The sequence below is a fragment of the Gemmatimonadota bacterium genome (assembly GCA_041390125.1).
GTDB lineage: Bacteria > Gemmatimonadota > Gemmatimonadetes > Longimicrobiales > Gaopeijiaceae > JAGQIF01.
The window spans coordinates 24,711-47,198 of sequence record JAWKQN010000009.1 but is presented as its reverse complement, the minus strand read 5'-3'; the positions used below and the strand labels follow the sequence as shown (position 1 = coordinate 47,198).

Here is a 22,488-nt window from a genome sequence, read left to right as displayed (position 1 = left end):
CACGCAAGGAGGGAACGGCCGCGAGGTCGGCCGGAGCGACGTCCCCGGAACGTCGAGGGAACGCCGCCCCGACCCCGCGGAGTGGAGCGCTAGGCGGTCTCCAGCTCCACCTTGATCCAACCCCGCTCCCGCTGATCGAAGTGCTCGAACGCCTCGATGGCCGAGCCCAGGGGCTCGTCGTGCGTGAGGATCACGGTCGGATCCACCTCTCCGCTGGCCACCAGACGGACGAGGTCCGGGATGTACCGCCGATGATTGCAGTTCCCCATCTTGAGGGTGAGGTTCTTCATCATCGCCTGCCCGATCGGGAAGTGCTGCATCGTGGGCGGGTAGACCCCGATGATCGAGACGGTTCCCGCCTTGGCCACCGCCTCGACGGCCCAGCGCAGTACCTGGGACGGCCCCGAACCCGGTCGCCACAGGGCGCCATCGGGGTTCTGCTCCGGCGCCACCTCCTCCACCTCCTTCTGGAAGCGCGCCCGCGCTCCGTCGTCGTCGGGCGCGGCCGGGCCCTCCTCCGCGGTCTCCGCGTCCACCCCCACGGCGTCGATGACCCGATCGGGCCCGATCCCTCCGGTCAGCCGTCGCAACGTCTCGACCGGGTCCTCGCTCGAGAAGTCGATCGTCTCCGCGCCGAGCTCACGGGCCTTGTCCAGTCGCGAGGGTATGCGATCGACGGCCAGCACCCGGCCCGCCCCCAGGAGCTGCGCGCTCAGGATGGCGAACAGCCCGACCGGACCGCAGCCGAAGACCGCCACCGTGTCGCCCTCCTGGATCTCGGCCATTTCCGCCCCCATGTAGCCGGTCGGGAAGATGTCGGAGATCAGGATGGCCTGCTCGTCGATCACCTCGTCGGGAAGCTTGACCAGGCCGACGTTGGCGAAGGGGATCCGCGCCTTCTCGGCCTGCAGGCCATCGAACGGTCCGGTCGAGCCGGGACCGCCGAAGAAGGCCGTACCGGCCAAGGCTCCGTTCGGGTTGGCGTTGTCGCACTGGGCGTGGTAGCCGGCGCGGCAGTAGGAACACGAGCCGCAGGCGATGGTGCTCGGGATCACCACGCGATCCCCCACGCTCAGGTTGCGGACGTCGCTGCCCAGCGCTTCGACGACACCCACGCCTTCGTGACCGAGGATGGTCCCTTCCTTCATGCCCGTCATGGTGCCGCGGATCATGTGCAGATCCGTGCCGCAGATCGCGCTCATGGTGAGACGCACGACGGCGTCCGTGGGCTCCTGGATCGTGGGCTCGGCCACGTCCTCGAGACGGATGTCGCCGACGTCGTGGAATACGACAGCTTTCATGGTACCTCCGCAGTGGTGGAGTTTGCACCGACCCACAGGTCCCGGAGCGGCTCCGACGGCCCGCGGCCCACGCATTGGTCGGGTGGCGCACCGGTGGGATGAAGCGGTCGTGCGCGGGAGGTCCCTCGAAGCACGCGACGTGCCCGTGACCCAGCGTCGGGACTGCGCAGCGAGCGCGGGGCTGGCGCCCGCTGCCGCCGGCGGAGCGCCCGCACGATCGTGCGCGTACGGCGCGCTGCGAACACGAACCGCCGCGTCGTCCCCGCCGGGGCGACCGGCGCGCGTCAGCGTGCGGCGGCGATGGCACGGACGCGCCCGAGCGCGTCCTCGTAGCGGCGCTCCCCGGCCCAGGCCCGGAAGGGCGGACCCTCGACGCGCGCGATCTGATCGGTGCCACGTTCGACCGCTTCCGCGAAGCGGCGCCAGGCGTCCTCCGGGCGATCGAGGTACCACTCCAGCTCCGCGACGTTCAGGAGCGCCTCGAGCGTCTCCGGATGCGCGGGCCCCAGACGCGTTTCGTAGATGGAAAGCGCACGCAGGAAGAGGGGCTCGGTGCCCGCGAGGTCGCCGTTCATGGCGGTCGCGATCCCGAGGGTCTCCAGGGCGAAGCCGACCGTGGGGTCGTCCGGGCCCAACGCCTGCTCCCGCAGCTCCACGCTGCGACGCAGGAGCGGGATCGCTTCCTCGTAGCGGCCCAGTCCCGATAGCTCGCGCCCCAGGTTGTGGTAGCTGTAGGCCAGCGTGGGATGGTCGGGCGAGAAGACGCGGGAGCGACCCGCCAATACGCGGCGATGCAACGCGAGGGCGGAGTCCGGCTCTCCCGCGTTCGACAAGGAGAGGGCCAGGCTCTCCTGCGTGTCCAACGTGAACGGGTGCTCGGGTCCGAACGTGCGCGCAGCCTCTGCCACGGCGTCCCGCAGGAACGCGAGGCTCGCCTGCGGATCATCGCGGTGGTTCTGGATGACGCCCAGCCACCGGATCGCCTGGACCACGCCGCGCGCGTCGGGTTCGGGCATCTGGCGCCACAGGGACAGGGCCGCCTCGGTCCGCCGCTGCGCGTCGTCCAGCTCACCCCGCAGGGTCTGCACGGTCCCGAGCGCCGCCTGCAGCGGAGCCCGGGCGGAAGGGTCGGTCACGTCCGCACTGTCCAGCGTGTGCTCGGCCGCGGCGAGCAGCGCGAACGCGTCCTCCCACCGCCCCTGGCGCTGTCGGAGCAGGCCCATGTCGCGCAGGCTGGCCGCCTGATCCACCGCGTCGCGCGCCGGATCGAGCGCCCTGCGTTCCAGGGCACCCTGCAGGAGGGAATCGGCGGGCTCCAACAAGCCCAGCGCGGCATAGGCGCCCCCCAGGGCTCCCATGAGGTCGGCTTGCAGGCCGGGCCGCCCCTCCAGATCGAAGCGGATGCGTTCCGCACCCCGCGCCAGCAGCTCGCGGGCGGTGACGGTGCGACCGCGCGCCTCGCCGGGATCGTTGACGGAGAACACGTCGATGAGGAAGTCTCGGATCCGCAGCGCCTCCTCCGCCTCGGCGCGTGCCTCCGCCTCGGCGCGGCGGGCCGTCCGCTCGCCCGCGAACGCCAGCGCACTCCCCGTCCCCAGAGCGAGGACGATCGCGCAGGCGGAGGCGACGCCCCACCGATGTCGGCGCACGAACGTGCGCACCCGGTAGACGGGGCTGGGGGGTCCCGCCTCCACCGGGCGGTCGCTCAGATAGCGGCGTAGATCGGCGGCGAACCGCTCGACCGTCGGATATCGACGCTCGCGGTCGGTTTCGAGGGCGCGCAGGAGCACCCAGTCCAGCTCTCCGCGCAGACGCCGCCGCAGCTCGGGCAGCGTCGTGGCCCGGTCACGCGCAACCGTCAACTGGGTCCCTCCTAGCGCGGCCAGGCGTGCGCTCGGCCGCGGGACGCTGCGGTCGCGGGTGGAGCGCGACGGCGCCTCCCCGGAATCCGCCTCCGGCTCGTGCGGCAGCGCGCCCACCAGGAGCCGGTAGAGCACGACCCCGAGCGAGTAGACATCGGAGCGGATGTCCACGCCGCCCAGCGAGGGATCGGCATGCTCAGGGCTCATGTAGACCGGGGTCCCCGGTGCGCGCCCGGTCCGGGTGAGCTCGTCCAGCGGATCGACCGCGGCCTCCAGACCCTTGGCGATCCCGAAGTCGATCACCTTCGGTCGGGGCTTCCCGTCCCCCGTGGCCACCAACAGGTTGGACGGCTTCAGGTCGCGATGCAGGATGCCGCGCTGATGGGCGTGTTGGACCGCGTCGCAGACCTGGAGGAACAGCTCGATGCGTTCGCGTACCCCCAGTCGATGCTCGTCGCAGTAGCGCGTGATGGGCGCACCGCGCACGCGCTCCATGACGAAGTAGGGCCGTCCCTCGACCGTGGCGCCGGCGTCGTAGAGTCGCGCGATGTGCGGATGGTCCAGCCGCGCCAGCAACTGCCGCTCCATCTCGAAGCGGCGTAGGAGCTCTCCGCCGTCCACGTCCGCGGCCAGGATCTTGAGCGCCACTTCGCGCTCCACCGGCTCCTCCTGCACCGCCCGCCACACCACCCCCATGCCTCCGCGGCCCAGGAGGTCGACGATCCGGTAGGGGCCGATCCTGCCGCCGCCCGGAAGTGGAGCCGTGGCACCCCGGTGCGCGTCCAGCCTCCGCTCGATGGCCAGCGCGCCCGCGGCCTCCGCCGAGAGCATCTGCACGAGCTCGTCGTGCAGCGCGGCGTCGTCTCCGCAGGCGTGACGGAGGAAGGCGCTCCGCTCGGCGTCGGCGAGCTGGAGCGCTTCCTCGAAGAGCCGCTCCGCCCTCTGCCAGCGCTCAGCGTCCACCTCGCCTCCGCTCGACGAATGGTGCACGCCCGCATCCGCCTGCGGCACGTGCCATCAAGATCGCGACGGCCGCCTCAGGGAGCGGTCAGCGGGGGATCCAGCGCCAGGTCCTGCTGGACCTCCTTCCGCAGCCAGGCCCGAGCGGCCACCCAGGCGCGCTGGACGGTCTTGGGGGAGATCCCGAGGGCCTCGGCCGTCTCCTCCTGGGAGAGCCCCGCGAAGAAGCGATGCTCCACCACGCGGGCGCCTCGTTCGTTCACGACCTCCAGACGGGCCAGCGCGTCGTCGAGCGCCAGCAGCTCCTCGGCCTCCTCGACCGTCAGGAACTCCTCGACCGCGGAGAGCGGGAGGTCGGCCTGGCCGCCGCCGCGCTTCGCGCGCTTCTTGGTCCGCGCCCAATCCACCAGGACGCGGCGCATGGTGGCCCCGGCGATGGAGAGGAACTGGGCGCGGTCCTCGGCTGCGATCCGTCGCTGGCGGGACAGACGGAGCCACGCCTCGTGCACGAGCCCCGTGGCGGACAGCGTGTGGTCGGGTCGCTCCTGGCGGAGCTGATGCCCGGCCAAGGCCCGCAGCTCGTCGTACAGCAGGGGGATCACGGCCTCGAGCGCCTGCCCGTCCCCCGCGCCGAGGCGGCGTACCCACTCGGTGATGGCGGTATCTCTTGTCACGGTCCTTCGGCTGGCGACCCCGGTCGAGCTTGGCCCTGCGCGCGTCCGCAGGCAAGTCCTCCGGCTCCGCGTCCGCAGGCAAGTCCTCCCGCTCTACGCGCAATCCGGGAGCGCCCCAGGTCACGACGGCAACTCATGACGCGCCCTCCGCGCGGGCCCGGGCCAGCCGCTGGAGGTGCAGCACCACGCCGTTCCAGTCCGTCTCCGCCCGGAAGGCGTCGAAGTAGCGCTCCACGCGCTCCCGTCCGGTGAACGGCGCCAGACGGTCGCGGACCTCGCGCTCGTAGCGGGCCCCCGCCTCGGCGTCTCCCGTGCGCAGGGCGTGCTGGACACGCCCCAGCAGCGCGTCGAGCACCGCGGCAAGCTCCCGAGCCCGGCCGGCCGGATCGGCGTGGACCCCGAAGTGGGCCGCGGCCGCCCGCTCGGCGCCCAATGCGGCGAGCGCGCCCAGCGTCCGCTGCCAGGCCGCGGCGTCCAGGCTCGGGGGCGGCGTGGGTGGATGGACCGGCGCACCGGGCGCCAGGAGGATGCCCAGCGCGTCCCCGCTGTACAACGTCCCCGTTTCCTCGTCGAGCCAGGCCAGGTGATGCGCGATGTGCCCGGGCGAGGGGACGGCCCGCAGCGCTCCGACCGAGGGCCCTCCGGGGGCCCAGGCTCGGATCCGCTCCACCGGCACGGGGAGCACCTCCCCCCACAACCGATCGTGGGAGGCACCGAACGTGCGCCGGGTGCTGGCGACGAGGCGGTCCGGATCGACCAGGTGGGGCGCTCCCTCCTCGTGCACCACGACCTCCAGGCCGGGCACCCGGCGCACCAGGTGCCCTGTCACGCCGGCGTGGTCCAGGTGGATGTGCGTGAGGTACACACGGGCCAGGTCCGACAGCGTCAGACCACGCTCGGCCAGCCCCTCCTCCAGCCGGCCCAGGCACGTGGAGGGCCCGGGGTCGATGAGGGCGGGCTCCGGTCCTTCCAGGACCCACACGCCGATGGCGCCCTCGATGCCGTCCACCCGCAGGTCGATGGGGTCGATCATGTCGAGCTCCTCCGATGCGCGAAGGGGGCGACCCGGTGGGCCGCCCCCTTCGGTTCCTGCGCCGGCCGAACGGCTCAGCGCTTCTCGATGGGCACGAAGTCGCGCTCGCCCTCGCCCAGGTAGACCTGGCGCGGACGTGCGATGCGCTGCTCCGAATCCAGCAGCAGCTCCTCCCACTGGGCCAACCACCCCACGGCGCGCGGGATGGCGAAGAGCACCGGGAACAGCTCCACCGGGAAGCCCATCGCCTGATAGATGAGCCCGGAGTAGAAGTCCACGTTGGGATACAGGTTGCGCTCGACGAAGAAGTCGTCGTTCAGCGCGATGCGCTCCAGCTCCAGCGCGATGTCCAGGAGCGGGTTCCTCCCGGTGACCGCGAAGACCTCGTCGGCCGTGCGCTTGATGATCTTGGCGCGCGGGTCGTACGACTTGTAGACCCGGTGCCCGAAGCCCATCAGGCGCTCCTCGCGGTTCTTCACGCCTTCGATGAAGGAGGGCACGTTGTCCACCGATCCGATGCGCGTGAGCATCCGCAGCACGGCCTCGTTGGCGCCGCCGTGCAGCGGACCGTAGAGGGCGGCCATGGCGCCGGCCATGGAGGAGAACGGATCGGCGTGCGCGCTGCCGATGACGCGCATGGTGCTGGTGGAGCAGTTCTGCTCGTGGTCCGCGTGCAGGATGAACAGGATGTCCAGCGCGCGCTCGAGCACCGGGTTGGGCTTGTAGTCCCGCACGCCGATCCGGAACAGCATGTTCAGGAAGTTGGCCGTGTAGGACAGCTCGTTCTCCGGGTAGACGTACGGCAGCCCCCGATGGTGCCGATACGTGAACGCGGCCAACGTGGGCATCTTGGCGATGATGCGCACGATCTGGACCCAGCGCGTGGTCGGGTCGAAGATGTCCTTGGCATCGGGATAGAACGTGGAGAGCGCCGCCACGGCGGAGATCATCATCCCCATCACGTGGGCGTCGTACCGGAAGCCACCCATCAGCTCCAGGATGTTCTCGTGCACGTACGTGTGGAACGTCACGTCGTGGACGAACTCGTCGAGCTGGGCCTGGGTCGGCAGCTCGCCCTTGAGGAGCAGGTAGGACACCTCGAGGTGCGTGGCCTGCTCGGCGAGCTGCTCGATGGGATATCCGCGGTAGCGCAGGATCCCCTGGTCGCCGTCGATGTAGGTGATGGTGCTGCGGGTGGACGCGGTGTTGGTGAAGCCGGGATCGTACGTCATCATCCCGAAGTCGTCGTCCTTGACCTTGATCTGTCGCAGATCGAGGGCGCGGATGACGTCTCCCTCCTGGATGTCGACCTCGTACTCCCGGCCCGTGCGGTTGTCCCGGATGGTCAGGCTGTTCCGGGCGTCGTCCGTCATGTGCGTCCCCCTCGCTGGTCCACGTTCGCGTAGAGATCCCTCGCGGCTCCCAGAACCCCGCCGTGGGGTCCGGGTGCCGGTGCCGCTCCGAGGGTCAGTGCCGAGGGCGGGACTCGAACCCGCACGCCCGTGAGGACAACAGATTTTGAGTCTGCCGCGTCTGCCAATTCCGCCACCCCGGCCTCGAAGCGACGCCCCGAAACAGCCTGTTAACCTAACCCGGAGCGGCTGCCCGTCTCAACCTGCCGGCGTTGTACCGGGACCGGCCGATTCGATAGGTTGGAGGGCCCCATGGGCCGGATCCCTCTCCATCGCAGGAACCGCGCGCCGTCCGGCCCGGCGCGCCGCCCAGGAGACACGACGTGGCCCAACCCACCCCGGATGCCTTCGGCGCCCGCTCCCGAATCGACCTCGCCGAGGGCCCCACCACGGTCTATCGGCCCCAGGCCCTGGAGAAGCACGGCCTGGTCCAGTTCGACCGGCTGCCCTTCTCCATCCGCGTCCTGCTGGAGTGCGTGCTCCGCCATCAGGGTCATGGATACGTGTCGGAGGAGGATGTCCGGGCCGTGGCGGGCTGGAGCCCGACCACGTCCGGGGCGGACTTCCCGTTCATGCCCACCCGGGTGGTGCTGCAGGACTTCACCGGCGTCCCGGCCGTCGTGGACCTCGCGGCCATGCGCGACGGGCTCGCCCGCATGGGGGGTGAGGCCGCCCGGATCAACCCGGTCGTGCCGGCCGACCTGGTCATCGACCATTCGGTCCAGGTGGACTACTTCGGTCGGGAGGACGCCTACCGGCTGAACGTCGAGCGGGAGTACGAGCGCAACGGGGAGCGCTACCAGCTCCTGCGCTGGGCCCAGACCGCGTTCGAGGACTTCCGCGTCGTGCCGCCCGGCACCGGGATCGTGCACCAGGTCAACCTGGAGTACCTGGCGTCCGTCGTGCATCGCCGCACGGAGCGCGGCGAGTCCGTGGCCTACCCGGACACCTGCGTCGGCACCGACTCGCACACCACCATGATCAACGGGCTCGGGGTGGTCGGGTGGGGCGTAGGCGGCATCGAGGCCGAGGCCGTGCTGCTCGGTCAGCCCTACTACATGCTGCTCCCCGAAGTGGTGGGCGTGAAGCTCACGGGCGCGCTTCCCGAAGGCGCCACCGCCACCGACCTCGTGCTGCGCGTCACCGAGCTGCTGCGCAAGCACGGCGTGGTGGGCCGCTTCGTCGAGTTCTACGGGAAGGGGCTGACCAACCTGCCGCTGGCCGACCGCGCCACCATCGGCAACATGTCGCCCGAGTACGGCGCCACCATCGGCTTCTTCCCGGTGGATGCGGAGACGCTCCGCTACCTGCGTGCCACGGGTCGGGACGAAGCGCTCGTCGACCGGGTCGAGCGGGTCTCCAAGGAGGTGGGGCTGTTCCGCACCGACGAGACGCCCGACCCCGAGTACACGTCGAAGCTCGAGCTCGACCTCGGCACCATCGAGCCCAGCCTGGCCGGGCCCAAGCGCCCCCAGGATCGCGTCCGCCTGTCGGACATGAAGGCCACCTTCCAGCGCGACCTCCCCACCCTGCTACCGCAGGGCGCATCGCTGGGCGGGGGTGGCGGCACCGCCGTGGCCACCGAGACCCGGCGCGAGGTGGAGATCACGATGGACGGCGAGACCATGCCGGTCGGTGACGGCAGCGTGGTGATCGCGGCGATCACGAGTTGCACCAACACGTCCAATCCCTCGGTGATGGTGGGCGCGGGTCTCGTGGCCAAGCGCGCCGTGGAGCGCGGTCTACAGGTCAAGCCCTGGGTGAAGACCAGCCTGGCGCCCGGCTCCCAGGTGGTGACCGACTACCTCACCGCCGCGGGCCTCCTGCCCTATCTGGAGCAGCTCAAGTTCCAGGTGGTCGGCTACGGCTGCACGACCTGCATCGGCAACTCGGGCCCGCTGCCCGAGGCCATCGAGAACGCGGTCAAGGAGAACCGGCTGGTCGTCTCGGCCGTCCTGTCCGGCAACCGCAACTTCGAGGCGCGCATCCACCCGCACGTCCGCGCCAACTACCTGGCGTCGCCCATGCTGGTCGTGGCGTACGCGCTGGCCGGACGGGCGGATCTGGACCTCTACAACGAGCCGCTCGGCCACGACCGGGACGGCGCCCCCGTCTTCCTGGCGGACCTGTGGCCGTCTCCCATGGAGATCCGCGAGACGATCGCGGCCGCGCTCAAGCCCGAGATGTACCGCGACCGCTACGGCGAGGTCTTCCAGGGAGACGAGCACTGGCGCGCGCTGCCCCTGCCGGAAGGAGACGCCAACCTCTACGAGTGGGACCAGGATTCGACGTACATCCAGAACCCGCCCTTCTTCGAGGGCATGTCGCTGGACGTGCCCGACCTCTCCGATATCGACGGCGCGCGCGTGCTGGCGCTGCTGGGCACGTCGGTGACGACGGACCACATCTCGCCCGCGGGCTCCATCGCCAAGGATGGGCCGGCCGGTCGCTACCTGCAGGCCAAGGGCGTGCAGCCGGTGGACTTCAACACCTACGGCGCGCGCCGCGGCAACCACGAGGTCATGATGCGCGGCACGTTCGCGAACGTGCGCATCAAGAACCTGCTGCTGGGCGGCAAGGAAGGCGGATACACGATCCACTTCCCAACCGGCGAGGAACTGTCCATCTACGACGCGGCGATGCGCTACGTGGAGGCGGGCACGCCGTTGGTGGTCTTGGCCGGCAAGGAGTACGGCACCGGGAGCTCGCGCGACTGGGCGGCCAAGGGGACGTTCCTGCTGGGCGTGCGGGCGGTGATCGCCGAGTCCTTCGAGCGCATCCACCGCAGCAATCTCGTGGGGATGGGCGTGCTGCCGCTGGAGTTCGTCGGCGGCCAGAACCCGGAGTCGCTCGGCCTGACCGGTCGTGAGACCTTCGCGATCCGCGGCATCGCGTCCGGTCTGCGCCCGAAGGGCACGGTGCAGGTCGAGGCGCGCGCGGAGGACGGATCGGTGAAGACGTTCGACGCCCGGGTCCGTCTCGACTCCGACGTGGACGTCGAGTACTACCAGAACGGCGGGATCCTGCAGACCGTGCTGCGCAAGATGGCCAGCGGCGCCATGTAGGCCCGTCCGATCCTGACTGGGGCACACCGCCCGCGGTCCCGAGCGGGCCGCGGGCGGTCGTGTGTCCGGCACGGACCCCGATTGCCGCTCCGACCCCCCCTCCCCTATCCTGCCGCCTGACCGGGCGCGCGGCCCGCGGACGCGTCCGGCGTCCGCCCGCGCCCGGACGGTCCACGGAGGTCGGGTGTCGCGTCGCTGGCTCGGAGCCCTGGGGCTCGCGCTCGCGCTCGCCGGTCCCTCCCTCCTGAGCGCGCAGGGGTACGTCCCTCCCCGCTTGAAGGCCGCCGTCCTCCCCACGGCCGAGCGCTTCGACGAAGAGGCCTCCGGCGATCCGCCGGTCTACCGCGGCTGGGCCACGGGCCCGGACGGGCTCGAGCACGTCGTGGGCTACGTCTTCCACACGCCGGACGTGCCGCCCGAGCGGATGGGCTACAGCGGTCCCATCGAGACCGTTGTGGGGATGGACCTTGACGGCCGCATCACCGGCGTGCGCATCACGGACTACTGGGAATCCATCCGCAGCAGCATGGGGGACTTCCTGCGCGAGCCGGGCCTCCAGGAGCAGTTCGCCGGGAAGCCCATCGGAGACGCATTCCTGGTGGGCGAGGACGTGGACGGTGTCTCGCGCGCCACCATCAGCGCCCAGGCCCTGGCGCGGGGCGTGCGCGACGCCGCCCGGCGCGTCGCGGAGGCGTACCTGGCCACCGGGACCGCGGCGGACGACGAAGCCACGGACGACTTCGAGACCCTCTCGTGGCTGGAGCTGCGCCGCCGGGGCCTGGTGGAACGCATGGCGCTCACGGGCGCGGGGAACGCGACGGCGGAAGTGGACATCGCCTTCCTGGAGAACGACGCCTTCGGCGAGATCCTGGTCGGCCCGCGTGCCATGGCGATGGTCCGTCGGGGCCTGGACGCCGCACCCGGCAGTCGCGCCCTCCTCTACGGGCTGGACGGCACGCAGGTCCGGTTGTTCGCACGCACCGGGTGGGCCGTGGTCCAGGACGGGGACACGATCCCCGTGCCCGAGTCGGACGTCCGTCCGTTCGGGCTGGCCAGCGGCGGCCTCATGGCGGACGAGCTGATCACGACCGGGATGATGCTGCTTCCGCCTGCGGTCGACGCCGACCGGGCGTTCACCCTCGCGTACCGACCGGAGCCGACCGGTCGCGTCTTCACCGCGGATGTGCGCACGCAGGCGGCGCGTCTGGGTTCAGCCTCGGAGGGGGCGGACCGCACGCCGGCGTCGACAGAACCGGCCGGAACGCCTCCGAGGGTCGCGACCGGCGCGCCCGCGGAGCCCGGATCGGGCGACCCCGTGAGCGCGGCCGCGCCCCCGTCAACGACGGGCCGTGCGACGAGCGCACCGCGAGCCGAGCCCGACTCCGCTCCAGCCGGCGTCGCCCGGGGTGCGCCGCCCGCCCTCGCCGGAAGAGACGCGACGTCCGACTCCCCGTCCGCACGGCCGCCGAGCGGGGAGCCCGCGCCCACGGTCGGGGACGCGCCTACCGCCCCGGCCGCCCCGACCCCCGGCATCGAGGCGCCGCAGGACGCGCCCGAGCGGGTGCTCGTCGCCCGGGAGGACGAGACGCTCCTCGAGCGCGCGCTCGCCCGCACGCCCGCGCGCCGCGTGGCGGGTATGCTCCTGGCGCTCATGCTGGCCAGCGCGGCGCTCCTCACGAAGCGGCGCGTTCTGCGCGGCGCGGCGCTGACGTTCACCCTGATCTGGCTGGGAGTGATCGACGGAGGGTTCCTGTCGGTCTCGCACGTGACCAGCGCCATCTGGGTGGGACCCGGCGTCTTCCTGAACGACCTCCCGCTGCTGCTGCTCGTGGGCTTCACTCTGGCGACGACCGTGCTCTGGGGCCGCGTCTTCTGCGGCTATCTCTGCCCCTTCGGGGCGCTGCAGGACCTGCTGGACCGGATCGTGCCCCAGCGCTTCCGCCGCTCCCTTTCTCCGGCGCTGCACCGACGCGCGCTCTGGATCAAGTACGGCGTGCTGGCGCTCATCGTGGGATCGGCGCTGAGCGGCAGCCACCGCAGCCTCTATCCGTACTTCGAGCCGTTCGGCACGGTGTTCTTCGGCACCACGTCCCTGACGCTGATCGCGATCGCCGCCGCGTTCGTGCTCGCCTCGGCCGTGATCCCGCGCTTCTACTGCCGTTACGCCTGTCCGCTCGGTGCCGCGCTGGCCGTGGGCTCCGTGCTCACGCTCTTCCGCATCCCACGTGTCGAGCAGTGCACCGTCTGCAAGGTCTGCGAGCAGCGCTGCCCCACCGGCGCCATTGCAGCCGAGCGCGTCGACTTCAAGGAATGCGTCCGCTGCAACGTCTGCGAGATCCAGCTGCGCGAGCGCACCGGCGTCTGCCGGCACGACATGGAGACGGTACGTCCGCGCCTCGTCCAGCTCCGGCGTACGCGGGAGGGCGCGCATGTCGGTTGAGCGGCGGCCTCCGTCCCGACGCGACGCGCTCCGCATCACCGCCGCCGTCGGCCTGACGCTGGGCATGGGCGGCAGCGTGCTGCGCCGCGCCCGTCTGCACCGGGTCCGCGAGACGCGGCCCGCGCTCGGCACCCTGGTCACACTCACGCTCATCCACCCGGACCCGGACGAGGCCCGCACCGTCCTGACCGGCGCGTTCGCCGGCATCGACGCGCTGGAGGACGCGCTGAGCCGGCACCGACCCACGTCCGCGCTGGCCCGCCTCAACCGGACCGGCGTCCTGGTGGACCCGCCGCAGGCGCTCGTGCGCGTGCTCGAGTCCGCGCGCCGCTGGTCGGCGGAGACGGACGGCGCCTTCGATCCCACGGTCCTCCCACTGCTACGCCTCCATCAACGCTGCTACGGCGCGGGCCGGGCGCCGACGCATGACGAGGTGGCGGACGCCTGCGCCCGCGTCGATCACCGCGCGCTCGAGGTCACACCGGAGCGCGTGTCGCTCCTGCGGCCAGGCATGGCCGTGACGCTGGACGGGATCGCCAAGGGCTACGTCGTGGATCGGACGGTGGCGCGGCTCGTCGAGGCCGGGGCGGAGCGCGTGCTGGTGGACGCCGGAGGCGACATGGCCGGCGGCGGCGCTCGCCTGCGGACCGAGCCGTGGCAGGTGGCCGTGGCCGATGGGTCCGGCAGGGCTGCCGTGGACCGCATCGCGCTCGGGGAGGGCGCCGTGGCCACCTCGGGGGACTACCTGCAGGCGTTCACGGGCGACCGCTCGGCCCACCACATCCTGGATCCGCGCACCGGCCGCTCCCCGGCCGCGGTGAGCAGCGCGAGCGTCATCGCGCCCACCGCCCAGGATGCGGACGCGCTGTCGACCGCGGTGCTCGTGCTGGGTCCGGTGGAGGGCCTGGCCCTGCTGGCGCGCCTGCCGGGCGTCGAGGGCCTGCTGGTCACCAAGGGCGGCGAGGTCCGGCGGACCGCCGGCTTCGGACGCCGCGCGGGGGAGAGCGGCTAGCGCGCTCCGCCCTCGCCACCACCGTCCGCGTTGGCGCCCGGCGGCCCGACGCCCGTGTCCCGCAGCCCGAGCGGGGGCCCCAGCACCTCGCGCAGGATCATGGCCTTGCGGGCCGCGTCCGGATCGTGGAGCCCCAGCTCGCGATGCAACGCCGGGGCGTCCCGCCGCGGGCGCCGACGCCCGAGCGTGGGGATGCTCTCGACCTCGGGCAGGGGACGAGCGACCTCGGGGAGGCCGGTCGCGACGCCGCCGCGCGTCGGGAGCGGTCGCGGATCCAGCGGCTCCAGGGAGATCGCCTCCGGTAGCGCGTCGATGCTGCGCCCGCCCGACGGCGACGTGGGCACGGGCAGCGAGCGCGGCCGCGGGGACTTGGGGACCGGGAGTTTTCGCGGGCGGGCGGACTCCGGCACGGCCACCGGCGGCGGTGGAGGCAGGCGCACCGTCTCGGGCGGCGTCTCGGGCGCGGGTCGCGCCCTTCCCTGCGCCAGCGCCTCGATCTCCTCCCACAGGTCCTTGGGGATGAGGTCGCGGGCGCGACGGGGCGCGGGGGGCCCGTCCTCGCGCTCGCCCGGACGCACCGGCGGCCTTGGCTCCACCCGGGTGCGCGCCTGCGGCCGCGGCCGCGCCTCGGGCTCCTCCGCGCCGGGACGCGCGCCGCCCTGACGTCGCTGGCGCCGCTTCTTCTGGTTCCCCACGACCGCCATGATCCAGGCGATCGCGAAGAAGACGAGTGGGATCAGATCCTCGGCGGGCATCAACCGACCGGCGACGCCGGCCCGTCGTTGGAGTCCCCACCCGCGATGGCCGCGCGCATCTCGGTGTCGGCCTGGACGTTCCGGTAGCGCACGTAGTCCATGACGCCGAGGTTGCCGCTCCGGAAGGCCTCGGCGATCGCCAGCGGCACCTTGGACTCGGCGGCCACCAGCTCCGCACGCATCTCCTGCACCTTGGCGCGCATCTCCTGCTCCTGCGCCAGCGCCATGGCGTGACGCTCCTCGGCCTTGGCCTGCGCGATGCGCTTGTCCGCCTCGGCCTGATCCGTCTGCAGCTCGGCGCCGATGTTCTTGCCCACGTCCACGTCGGCGATGTCGATGGAGAGGATCTCGAACGCCGTGCCGGAATCGAGGCCCTTGGCCAGCACGGTCTTGGAGATGTTGTCCGGGTTCTCGAGCACGGCCTTGTGGGACTCGGCAGAGCCGATGTTCGACACGATGCCCTCGCCCACGCGGGCGACGATGGTCTCCTCCCCTGCACCGCCGACGAGGCGGTTGATGTTGGCGCGCACCGTGACGCGCGCGATGGCGATGAGCTGGATGCCGTCCTTGGCCATGGCGGCCACGCGCGGCGTGGTAATCACCTTGGGGTTCACGGACACCTGCACGGCCTCGAAGACGTCACGGCCCGCGAGGTCGATGGCCGCGGCCTGCTGGAAGGACAGGTCGATGTTGGCCTTGTCGGCGCTGATCAGCGCCCGCACCACGCGCTCGACGTCGCCCCCCGCGAGGTAATGCGCCTCGAGCTCGTGCGAGTTGAGCGGCAGCCCGGCCTTGGTGGCCGAGATGAGCGGGCGCACCACCGCGGCGGGGTTCACCCGCCGGAGCCGCATCCCCACCAACTGGCCGATCCCGACGCGCACGCCGGAGAAGATGGCCTCCAGCCACAGCTTCACCGGGATGGCCCAGAACAGGATCGCCACCAGGACGACCGCCGCCACGGCGGCGAGGATCGTCGATGCGAAGAACAGCTCGTCGCCCATCGTTACTCCGTGATCCCGCGTACCACGTGTCTGTAGCCCTGGGACTGGACGACGCGGATGCGTCCGCCCCGGGGGATCCATCCCGTCTCCGAAACCACGTCGATGCGCTCGTCCCCGAACAGACCGGCGCCGGTGGGGCGCAGATCGGTGTCGGCCACGCCCTCGCGTCCGATCAGGTCGGCGCGCACGGCCGCCGAGATGTAGCCGAGCGAGCGGTCGGTCTCCGTCTCGAGCAGGATGCCGCGCCGGGCCAGGCGACCGCTCGTCGGGATACGGCGCAGGAGCGCCCACCCCGTCACGACCATCATGATGACCGAGGCGCCCAGCACGCCGGTGGCCTGCGCGAGGTCCGCCGTGGTGGGGAAGGAGCCCAGCATGCTCATGTAGAGCCCGGCGGCCACCCCACCGATGCCCAGCACCCCGAAGATCCCGAAGCCGGGCAGGACGAACGCTTCGACGGCGAGCAGCACCACGCCCAGCCCGAACACCAGCATGTCCTCCCAGCCGGCCAGCCCCAGGATGAGGTGCGAGCCGAAGAACAGCGAAAGCGCCAGGAAACCCGCCGCCCCCCCGAGCCCCAGACCGGGCGTCTTGATCTCGACCAGGAGGCCCAGGAACCCGATGGACAGCAGGAAGGGAGCGACGGCGGGGTGCGTCAGCACGCGCACCAGCTTCTCCGCCCAATTGGTCTGGACGTCCTGGACCGGGGTCGTGGCCGAGCCCCCGACCGCGACGACCAGGGCGTCCCAGCTCTCCACCTGCTCCGCGTAGCCCAGGGCCTCCGCCTCGGCCGTCGTGAGCGTGAGCAGCTTGCCGCGCTCGATCACGCCCTCGATCTCGATCTCCTCGTCCACCATGGCCTCGGCCACGCGCGGGTCCAGCCCGTGCTCCTCCGCCAGCGCGCGCATCTCGCTACGCATGGCCGAGACGATCTTCTCGGGAGCCTTCTCGCCCGTGCCACCGACGGGCGTCGCCGCCCCGATGACGGAGCCCGGCAGCATGTAGACGCGGTCGGTCGCCAGCGCGATCAGGGCGCCGGCCGAGAAGGCACGGCGATTGACGAACGCGTAGACGGGCACCTCGGTGTCGCGCACGGCATCGGCGATGCGCTCGGCCGCGTCCACGCGGCCGCCCGGGGTGTCGATGTCCAGCACGACGGCCCGGGCGCCGGCGGCCTCGGCCTCGTGGACGGCGCGTTCGATGAACGGCGCCAGCCCCAGCTCGACCGTACCGGTCACGGGAACGCGGACGACGGCCTGGGCCTGGAGAGCGGGTGCGGCGACTGCGCCCGCCATCAGGAGGAGAAGCGGGAACGCCGTGGAGCGTGTCATGGAAGTCTTCTACCGGGGCCCGGAGCCCGGCCCGGGCGGACGGCTGAGCAGCCGGCACCCGTACCAGGCCCTGCGGACCGCCACCTGGAGGTCACCCTCGGCGAGCGCCTGCCGCGCTCCGGTCTGGAGATGCAGGGCCCGCGTCTGCCATATCTCCGGATACGCACCAGGGCCGGCGTTTCTTCTCGGGGCCGCGGCCGGGCACGTCAGGAGCCCCTCCGTCAGCGCGGGGAGCGGCACGCTCAGGAGCCGGTCCGAGGCCTCCAGGACGCGCTCCAGGGCCTGGACCCCCTCCACCTGCTCGGACGCCCCCACACGGGCGTCGACCGCCGACAGGTGGTCCTCGAGCGCCGACGCGTCCCCCAGGAGCCCGCGAAGCTCCGCGGTGGCGGAGCGGAGCTGGGCGCGGTCCGCCGTCAGCTGGAGCGCGTCGCGCCCGGCGGCCGCCCGATCCGCCACGATCCGCCGCGCCTCGGCCCGGAGCCCCTCGGGGTCGGCCGCGCCGGCCCCCCAGGAGTCCGCCCAGAGGGCTCGGGCCCGGGCCAGGTCGGGCGCCTCGCCCAGCTCGGCCGCCACCGTGGGAAGGGTCGGGATCGGGAGCGGGAATGCCGCCAGACCCTCCCCATCCAGGCCCGGGGCGGTCGCGTCGGCGCACCCCGACGCCAGGAGGGCCGCCGCCAGGAGCGGCAGCAGGATCCAACGGCACCGGGCCGCACGGGGTCTCCCGTGGATCGACATGCGTGGCAAGATAGCGCGCCGCCGGCCCCGGGGCCTCCCCGGCGCCCCCCGCCGCCCGCGTCGGGCATTTCGCTTGACCGCCGCCCCGGGATCGGCCACGTTCGTTCGGACGATCGTCCGAAACCCTGCCGGAGCCGCGTGGACGCCCGCACCCGCTACGACGACAAGCTGGCCCACATCCTCCACCGCTCGGCGGAGGTGTTCGCCGGGAAAGGGTTCCACCAGGCCTCCATGCGCGACGTCTCCGCCGCCACGGGCGTCAGCCTCTCCGGGCTCTACTACTACTTCCGGAGCAAGGAGGAGCTGCTCCTCCTCATCCAGACGCACGCCTTCGAGACGTTGCTGGCCCGACTGGAGGAGGACCTGGAGGCGCCGCTGCCCCCGCGGGACCGGCTGGCGCGGGTGGTCTCCAACCACGTCCGCTTCTTCGTCGACAACATGGCGCAGATGAAGGTGCTCTCCCACGAAGCGGACGCGCTGCCGGCGGCATCGAGCGCTCCGGTCCGCGCGCTCAAGCGCCGCTACGTGGCGCTCGTGGGCGAGTGCCTGCAGGCCCTGGCGCCCGAGCGGGGGCCCGAGGCGATCCGTCTCGCGACCTTCGCGTTGTTCGGCCAGCTCAACTGGATCTACACCTGGTATCGCCCCGACCGCGATCCCGACGGCGCCACGCTGGCGGAGCAGCTGCTCACGCTGTTCCTCCAGGGCTTCCTGGGCCCCGACGAGGTCCCGACGCCGGAACGCGGTGGGGTATCAAGCGCAGCTTTCTTCCACGCCGACGCTCGGCACCAACAGGACTGAGGGAATGAGCGACAAGACGCTGGTCCATTACGAAGCCAAGGACGGGGTCGCCCTGCTGACGCTGGACGACCCGCCGGCCAACACCTACACGCACGAGATGATGCGCCAGCTGGACGAGGCCATCGTGCGTGCGCGCTTCGACGACTCGGTCCAGGTGATCGTGATCACCGGCAAGGGCGAGAAGTTCTTCAGCGCCGGCGCCAACATCCAGATGCTGTCCGAGGTCACGTCGGGCTTCAAGTACTGCTTCTGCCTGCACGCGAACGAGACGCTCAACCGCCTCGAGCACACGCCCAAGCTCACCATCGCCGCGCTGAACGGGCACACCGTGGGCGGCGGACTGGAGATCGCCATGGCGGCGGACCTCCGCATCGCGCGCAAGGGCGCCGGCAAGTGCGGCCTGCCCGAGGTGACGCTGGGCGTGCTGCCCGGCACGGGTGGCACCCAGCGGCTCGTGCGCATCGTCGGGAAGTCGCGCGCCATCGAGCTCATGGCCACGGGCGAGACCTTCGACTTCGAGAAGGCCGAGCAGCTGGGCCTCGTCAACCAGGTCTGGGAGACGGAGAGCCACGCGGACTTCATGGAGAAGATCATGGAGTACGCGAAGCAGTTCACGCCGCCCAACAAGGCCTCGAAGGCGGTGGGCAACATCAAGCGCTCCGTCCAGACCGGCGCCGAGGTGCCCTTCGAGCTGGCCCTGGCCCTCGAGCGCGAGCTGCAGCAGCAGCTCTTCCAGAGCGAGGACGCGCGCGAAGGCCTCAACGCCTACGTCCAGAAGCGCACGCCGCAGTTCCAGGGCCGCTGAACATGGAGGGTGTGCGCACGCAGCTCTGGATCGGCGGGGAATGGTCGGACGCCACCGACGGTTCCGCCGTCGCGGACGTGAATCCGGCCACGCACGAGGTCATCGCCGAGATCCAGTTCGCGGGTGCCGCCGACGTCGACCGCGCGGTGCAGTCCGCGCGGTCGGCGCTCGGACCCTGGGCGGCGCTGAATCCTCACGAGCGCAGCCGTCTGCTGTGGCGTCTGTCGGACCTCATCGAGGCAAACGCGCAGGAGCTGGCGCGCCTGGAGACGGCCGACAACGGAAAGCCGCTGTTCGAGTCGTTGAAGGTGGACCTGCCCAGCATCGTCGAGAACTTCCGCTACTTCGCGGGACTCGCGGACAAGGTGCAGGGGGCCACCATCCCTGTGGCGGGGCCGTTCCTCAACTACACGCTACGCGAGCCCGTCGGCGTGGTGGGCATCATCGTGCCGTGGAACTTCCCGCTGTCGCTCGCGGCGTGGAAGGTGGCCCCGGCCCTGGCCTGCGGGAACACCGTGGTGCTGAAGCCGGCCGAGGAGACGCCGCTCACGGCGCTGCGCCTGGGCGAGCTGGCCCACGAGGCGGGCTTCCCTCCCGGCGTGCTGAACGTTTTGGCCGGAGACGGCGAGACGGCCGGAGCGGCGCTGGTCGCGCACCCGGACGTGGACGCCATCGCCTTCACCGGCTCCACCGAAGTGGGGCGGATCGTGATGCGCTCGGCGGCGGACACGCTCAAGAAGGTGTCGCTCGAGCTCGGCGGGAAGAGCCCCAACATCGTCTTCGCGGACGCGGATCTGAAAGCGGCCGTGCGCGGCGCCTCCACCGGCATCTACTACGGCAAGGGCGAGGTCTGCGCCGCCGGCTCCCGCATCCTCGTGCAAGCGTCGGTCTACGACGACTTCGTCGAGGCCTTCGCCGCCCGCGCCGCCTCGATGACCATCGGCGATCCGATGGACTCCAAGACCCGGGTGGGCGCGATCGTCAGCGAGCGGCAGCTCGAGCGCGTGCTGGGGTACGTGGAGGCCGGCAAGCGGGAAGGCGCGCGTCTGGTGTGCGGCGGAGAGCGCGCCACGGTCGACGGCCGGGGCAACTTCGTGACCGCGACCGCGTTCGCGGACGTCGATCCCGGGATGACCATCGCGCGCGAGGAGATCTTCGGCCCCGTGGCGTCCATCCTGCGCTTCGAGGACGTCGAGGACGCCGTGCGCATCGGCAACGAGACCATCTACGGCCTCGCGGCCGGCGTGTGGACCCGGGACGTGGGTAAAGCCCACCGCGTGGCCCGTGAGCTCCAGGCGGGCACCGTGTGGGTCAACACCTACAACCAGTACGACTCGGCCTCGCCCTTCGGGGGCTACAAGTCCAGCGGCTTCGGTCGCGATCTGGGCTATCAGTCCGCGCTGGAGAAGTACACGCAGACCAAGAGCGTCTGGGTGGCGGTGGACGGCTGAGCGCCGTCCGCGGCGTGCAGCACGACCGCGAACACACCCCAGCAGGATGCAGAACGGGGGCCGGCACGGATGTGCCGGCCCCCGTCGCATTCCCTGCGGAACGGACCGATCAGCAGAACCCGAAGCCCAGGGGTGGCACCGTGAGCCGGCGCCGCGCTGCGCGGGCCATGAACTGCTCCGTGTACACGCGGATGTGGGCACCCCGGCGATAGACCTCCACCATGTGGAGCTCCTGCGGCGGGATCATGCGCAGTTGATCCGCTCCGCCGAGCAGCGGGGCTTCGTCCAGGCACACGGTGATCTCGGTGGGACGGCCGCGCACCACGGCACAATCGAACGACGCGAAGCGGAACGCACCCCCGGCCGGGCAGGGTGTGGTGAAGACGCCGGCGCGGCCGCGGATGAAGTCGAGCAGGTCGGCCGCACCCGAGAACAGCAGCTCGTCCCGCTCGATCGTGTTCACCGAGTACGCATAGGCGTTGCGTCTCCGCTTGAAGCGGTCTGCCACCACGGTGAGGCCTTCGAGCACCAGCGGGTCGGGATCCATGTCGATCCGCACCGGCGCGCCCGGCGCGATCTCCACGACCCGCCGTGCGTATCCGAGCATCTCGACGTCGTAGAGCGCCGGTCCCTGGCGCACGTCCGGCAGATGGAAGCGACCGTCCTCCCGGGTGTAGGTCCCCCAGTCCTCGCCCCGCGGTCCGATCCAGGCGCCGAGCAGGGGCGTGCCGGTCTGCCCGTCCACGATGGTGCCGATCAGCGGCGCGGGGCCTTCCGCGGCCTGCTGTGCGGTCAGGCCGACCCCGGAGGCCAGGAGAAGCAGGAGAGCGAGGGACAGGCTTCTCTGCACGGGACCCTCCGTCGTCGAGAGGAGCAACGCCGACCCGCGGGCTTCGGGGGCGTTCGCGCGGTGTAGGCGCAACGGCCGGGAGCCGAGGGTCGGCTTCTGGTTCATACGACGGGTCGGCTCCGCGGTTCCACGCCGTGGGGCCCGCGCCCGTACGCGCGGTGGCCCCCGAGGCGTTCGCGGCGGCGGCAGCGCCTTGGCAGGCGGCCGGGTCTCCCCGCCTTCACGGTGGCCGGGCGGACGCGGGCGCCCCCCCTACCCCGGCGGGTCCGCGCTGCCGGCCCGGCTGGCGTGCAGGTCGTGCAGCAGGCCATCCCGCACGTCGTAGATCCACCCGTGCAGGTGGAGCATCCGGCCCTGGGCCCACGCCTGCTCCACCCAGGGCGTGGCCGCCAGCGCCTCGACCTGCGCGAGCACGTTGAGCTCGCACAGGCGTCGCCAGCGCGTCCCGTCCTCCGGCAGCGCCTCGAGCTCGGCCCGGTGTCGGGCCCGCACGGCCCGGAGCGGCTCCAGCCAGCGATCGATCGGCCCGTGCAGCGGGCGTTCCCGCAGCGCCGCCTCCACCCCGCCGCACCCGTAGTGGCCGCACACGATGACGTCCCGCACCTGGAGCGTCTCGATGGCGTACTGGACCGCGGCTTCCAGGTTCACGTCTCCGCTCGGGACCAGGTTGGCCACGTTGCGGTGCACGAACACCTCGCCCGGATCCAGCCCCACGATCTGGTTGGCCGGCACGCGGCTGTCCGAGCAGCCGATCCACAGATAGCGCGGCGCCTGCTGCCGGGAGAGACGGGTGAAGAAGTCGGGATCGGCGTCCGTGCGGCTGGCGGACCAGGCACGGTTGGCCGCGAAGAGGTCGGGCAGGAAACGCACGGGTTCGTCCGTGGGAGGGAGCGGCCACACCCCATGCGCCGCCCCGCGAACAGGAGGGGACGGCGCCACCTTGCTCCGGCCCCCGGGCGCGGGTAGCCTAGGGCTCGCCCGTCCCCGGGCCAAGCCCCTC

The 22,488-nt window shown here is 71.9% G+C and carries 17 protein-coding genes and 1 tRNA gene; 6 read left to right on the top strand and 12 right to left on the bottom strand.

Translation table 11 applies throughout. The features are described 5' to 3' along the window. Nucleotides 1–89: 89 nt before the first annotated feature. The 6 genes from R3E98_10710 to R3E98_10685 form a co-directional block, all read right to left on the bottom strand. Complete coding sequence (locus tag R3E98_10710) at nucleotides 90–1,301, bottom strand: zinc-dependent alcohol dehydrogenase (protein MEZ4423874.1); 1,212 nt, start codon at nucleotides 1,299–1,301, stop codon at nucleotides 90–92. Between the two features lie 284 nt (nucleotides 1,302–1,585). Next, nucleotides 1,586–4,126 (bottom strand): serine/threonine-protein kinase, encoded by a 2,541-nt coding sequence (locus tag R3E98_10705; protein ID MEZ4423873.1) that lies wholly within the window; start codon nucleotides 4,124–4,126, stop codon nucleotides 1,586–1,588. 74 nt (nucleotides 4,127–4,200) lie between these two features. Continuing rightward, nucleotides 4,201–4,797 carry an ECF-type sigma factor gene (locus tag R3E98_10700; GenBank protein ID MEZ4423872.1) on the bottom strand — a complete coding sequence of 199 codons (597 nt, stop codon included), beginning with the start codon at nucleotides 4,795–4,797 and terminating at the stop codon, nucleotides 4,201–4,203. A gap of 133 nt (nucleotides 4,798–4,930) precedes the next feature. Further along, the gene (locus tag R3E98_10695; protein MEZ4423871.1) at nucleotides 4,931–5,830 is read right to left on the bottom strand and encodes an MBL fold metallo-hydrolase; all 900 of its coding nucleotides are present in this window, start codon (nucleotides 5,828–5,830) and stop codon (nucleotides 4,931–4,933) included. A 74-nt stretch (nucleotides 5,831–5,904) separates the two neighbouring features. After that, nucleotides 5,905–7,203 carry a citrate synthase gene (locus R3E98_10690; GenBank protein MEZ4423870.1) on the bottom strand — a complete coding sequence of 433 codons (1,299 nt, stop codon included), beginning with the start codon at nucleotides 7,201–7,203 and terminating at the stop codon, nucleotides 5,905–5,907. 98 nt (nucleotides 7,204–7,301) lie between these two features. After that, nucleotides 7,302–7,385: transfer RNA gene (locus R3E98_10685), tRNA-Leu, on the bottom strand. A gap of 180 nt (nucleotides 7,386–7,565) precedes the next feature. Here R3E98_10685 and acnA point away from each other — a divergent pair. The 3 genes from acnA to R3E98_10670 all read left to right on the top strand — a co-directional run bounded on the left by acnA (nucleotide 7,566) and on the right by R3E98_10670 (nucleotide 13,759). Beyond that, nucleotides 7,566–10,307: an aconitate hydratase AcnA gene (gene acnA / locus R3E98_10680; GenBank protein ID MEZ4423869.1), complete on the top strand. Its 2,742-nt coding sequence runs from the start codon at nucleotides 7,566–7,568 to the stop codon at nucleotides 10,305–10,307. A 184-nt stretch (nucleotides 10,308–10,491) separates the two neighbouring features. After that, entirely contained in the window at nucleotides 10,492–12,747 is a 2,256-nt protein-coding gene (locus R3E98_10675) for a 4Fe-4S binding protein (GenBank protein ID MEZ4423868.1), read from the top strand. Continuing rightward, the gene (locus tag R3E98_10670) at nucleotides 12,737–13,759 is read left to right on the top strand and encodes an FAD:protein FMN transferase (GenBank protein ID MEZ4423867.1); all 1,023 of its coding nucleotides are present in this window, start codon (nucleotides 12,737–12,739) and stop codon (nucleotides 13,757–13,759) included. Before R3E98_10675 ends, R3E98_10670 begins: the two co-directional genes overlap by 11 nt. Here R3E98_10670 and R3E98_10665 read toward each other — a convergent pair. The 4 genes from R3E98_10665 to R3E98_10650 are packed head-to-tail and all read right to left on the bottom strand — an operon-like array spanning nucleotide 13,756 to nucleotide 17,584. Then, complete coding sequence (locus tag R3E98_10665) at nucleotides 13,756–14,514, bottom strand: hypothetical protein (GenBank protein MEZ4423866.1); 759 nt, start codon at nucleotides 14,512–14,514, stop codon at nucleotides 13,756–13,758. The two genes, R3E98_10670 and R3E98_10665, sit on opposite strands and share 4 nt — an antisense overlap. Further along, nucleotides 14,514–15,515: a flotillin-like protein FloA gene (gene floA, locus R3E98_10660; GenBank protein ID MEZ4423865.1), complete on the bottom strand. Its 1,002-nt coding sequence runs from the start codon at nucleotides 15,513–15,515 to the stop codon at nucleotides 14,514–14,516. Before floA ends, R3E98_10665 begins: the two co-directional genes overlap by 1 nt. A gap of 2 nt (nucleotides 15,516–15,517) precedes the next feature. After that, complete coding sequence (locus tag R3E98_10655) at nucleotides 15,518–16,846, bottom strand: NfeD family protein (protein ID MEZ4423864.1); 1,329 nt, start codon at nucleotides 16,844–16,846, stop codon at nucleotides 15,518–15,520. A 9-nt stretch (nucleotides 16,847–16,855) separates the two neighbouring features. Continuing rightward, nucleotides 16,856–17,584 (bottom strand): hypothetical protein, encoded by a 729-nt coding sequence (locus R3E98_10650; protein MEZ4423863.1) that lies wholly within the window; start codon nucleotides 17,582–17,584, stop codon nucleotides 16,856–16,858. Nucleotides 17,585–17,722: 138 nt separating this feature from the next. On the opposite strand from R3E98_10650, the gene R3E98_10645 reads away from it, so the two are divergent. From R3E98_10645 to R3E98_10635, 3 genes are read left to right on the top strand one after another with little or no spacing between them, the layout of a single operon-like run. Then, nucleotides 17,723–18,382 (top strand): TetR/AcrR family transcriptional regulator, encoded by a 660-nt coding sequence (locus R3E98_10645; GenBank protein MEZ4423862.1) that lies wholly within the window; start codon nucleotides 17,723–17,725, stop codon nucleotides 18,380–18,382. Nucleotides 18,383–18,386: 4 nt separating this feature from the next. Beyond that, nucleotides 18,387–19,187 carry an enoyl-CoA hydratase/isomerase family protein gene (locus R3E98_10640; protein ID MEZ4423861.1) on the top strand — a complete coding sequence of 267 codons (801 nt, stop codon included), beginning with the start codon at nucleotides 18,387–18,389 and terminating at the stop codon, nucleotides 19,185–19,187. A 2-nt stretch (nucleotides 19,188–19,189) separates the two neighbouring features. Further along, complete coding sequence (locus R3E98_10635) at nucleotides 19,190–20,638, top strand: aldehyde dehydrogenase family protein (GenBank protein ID MEZ4423860.1); 1,449 nt, start codon at nucleotides 19,190–19,192, stop codon at nucleotides 20,636–20,638. Between the two features lie 109 nt (nucleotides 20,639–20,747). Here the strand turns inward: R3E98_10635 and R3E98_10630 are convergent, their stop codons facing one another. Together R3E98_10630 and R3E98_10625 are read right to left on the bottom strand one after the other, a co-directional pair. Then, nucleotides 20,748–21,488: a carboxypeptidase-like regulatory domain-containing protein gene (locus R3E98_10630; protein MEZ4423859.1), complete on the bottom strand. Its 741-nt coding sequence runs from the start codon at nucleotides 21,486–21,488 to the stop codon at nucleotides 20,748–20,750. A 252-nt stretch (nucleotides 21,489–21,740) separates the two neighbouring features. Beyond that, nucleotides 21,741–22,358: a carbonic anhydrase gene (locus R3E98_10625; GenBank protein MEZ4423858.1), complete on the bottom strand. Its 618-nt coding sequence runs from the start codon at nucleotides 22,356–22,358 to the stop codon at nucleotides 21,741–21,743. Nucleotides 22,359–22,488: the final 130 nt, after the last annotated feature.

Excerpts from the sequence above, each read along its gene's own strand:
- R3E98_10710 (MEZ4423874.1), bottom strand. The coding sequence starts at position 1,301 with ATGAAAGCTGTCGTATTCCACGACGTCGGCGACATCCGTCTCGAGGAC.
- R3E98_10695 (MEZ4423871.1), bottom strand. The coding sequence starts at position 5,830 with ATGATCGACCCCATCGACCTGCGGGTGGACGGCATCGAGGGCGCCATC.
- R3E98_10690 (MEZ4423870.1), bottom strand. The coding sequence starts at position 7,203 with ATGACGGACGACGCCCGGAACAGCCTGACCATCCGGGACAACCGCACG.
- R3E98_10670 (MEZ4423867.1), top strand. The coding sequence starts at position 12,737 with ATGTCGGTTGAGCGGCGGCCTCCGTCCCGACGCGACGCGCTCCGCATC.
- R3E98_10665 (MEZ4423866.1), bottom strand. The coding sequence starts at position 14,514 with ATGCCCGCCGAGGATCTGATCCCACTCGTCTTCTTCGCGATCGCCTGG.
- floA (MEZ4423865.1), bottom strand. The coding sequence starts at position 15,515 with ATGGGCGACGAGCTGTTCTTCGCATCGACGATCCTCGCCGCCGTGGCG.
- R3E98_10655 (MEZ4423864.1), bottom strand. The coding sequence starts at position 16,846 with ATGACACGCTCCACGGCGTTCCCGCTTCTCCTCCTGATGGCGGGCGCA.
- R3E98_10650 (MEZ4423863.1), bottom strand. The coding sequence starts at position 17,584 with ATGTCGATCCACGGGAGACCCCGTGCGGCCCGGTGCCGTTGGATCCTG.
- R3E98_10640 (MEZ4423861.1), top strand. The coding sequence starts at position 18,387 with ATGAGCGACAAGACGCTGGTCCATTACGAAGCCAAGGACGGGGTCGCC.
- R3E98_10635 (MEZ4423860.1), top strand. The coding sequence starts at position 19,190 with ATGGAGGGTGTGCGCACGCAGCTCTGGATCGGCGGGGAATGGTCGGAC.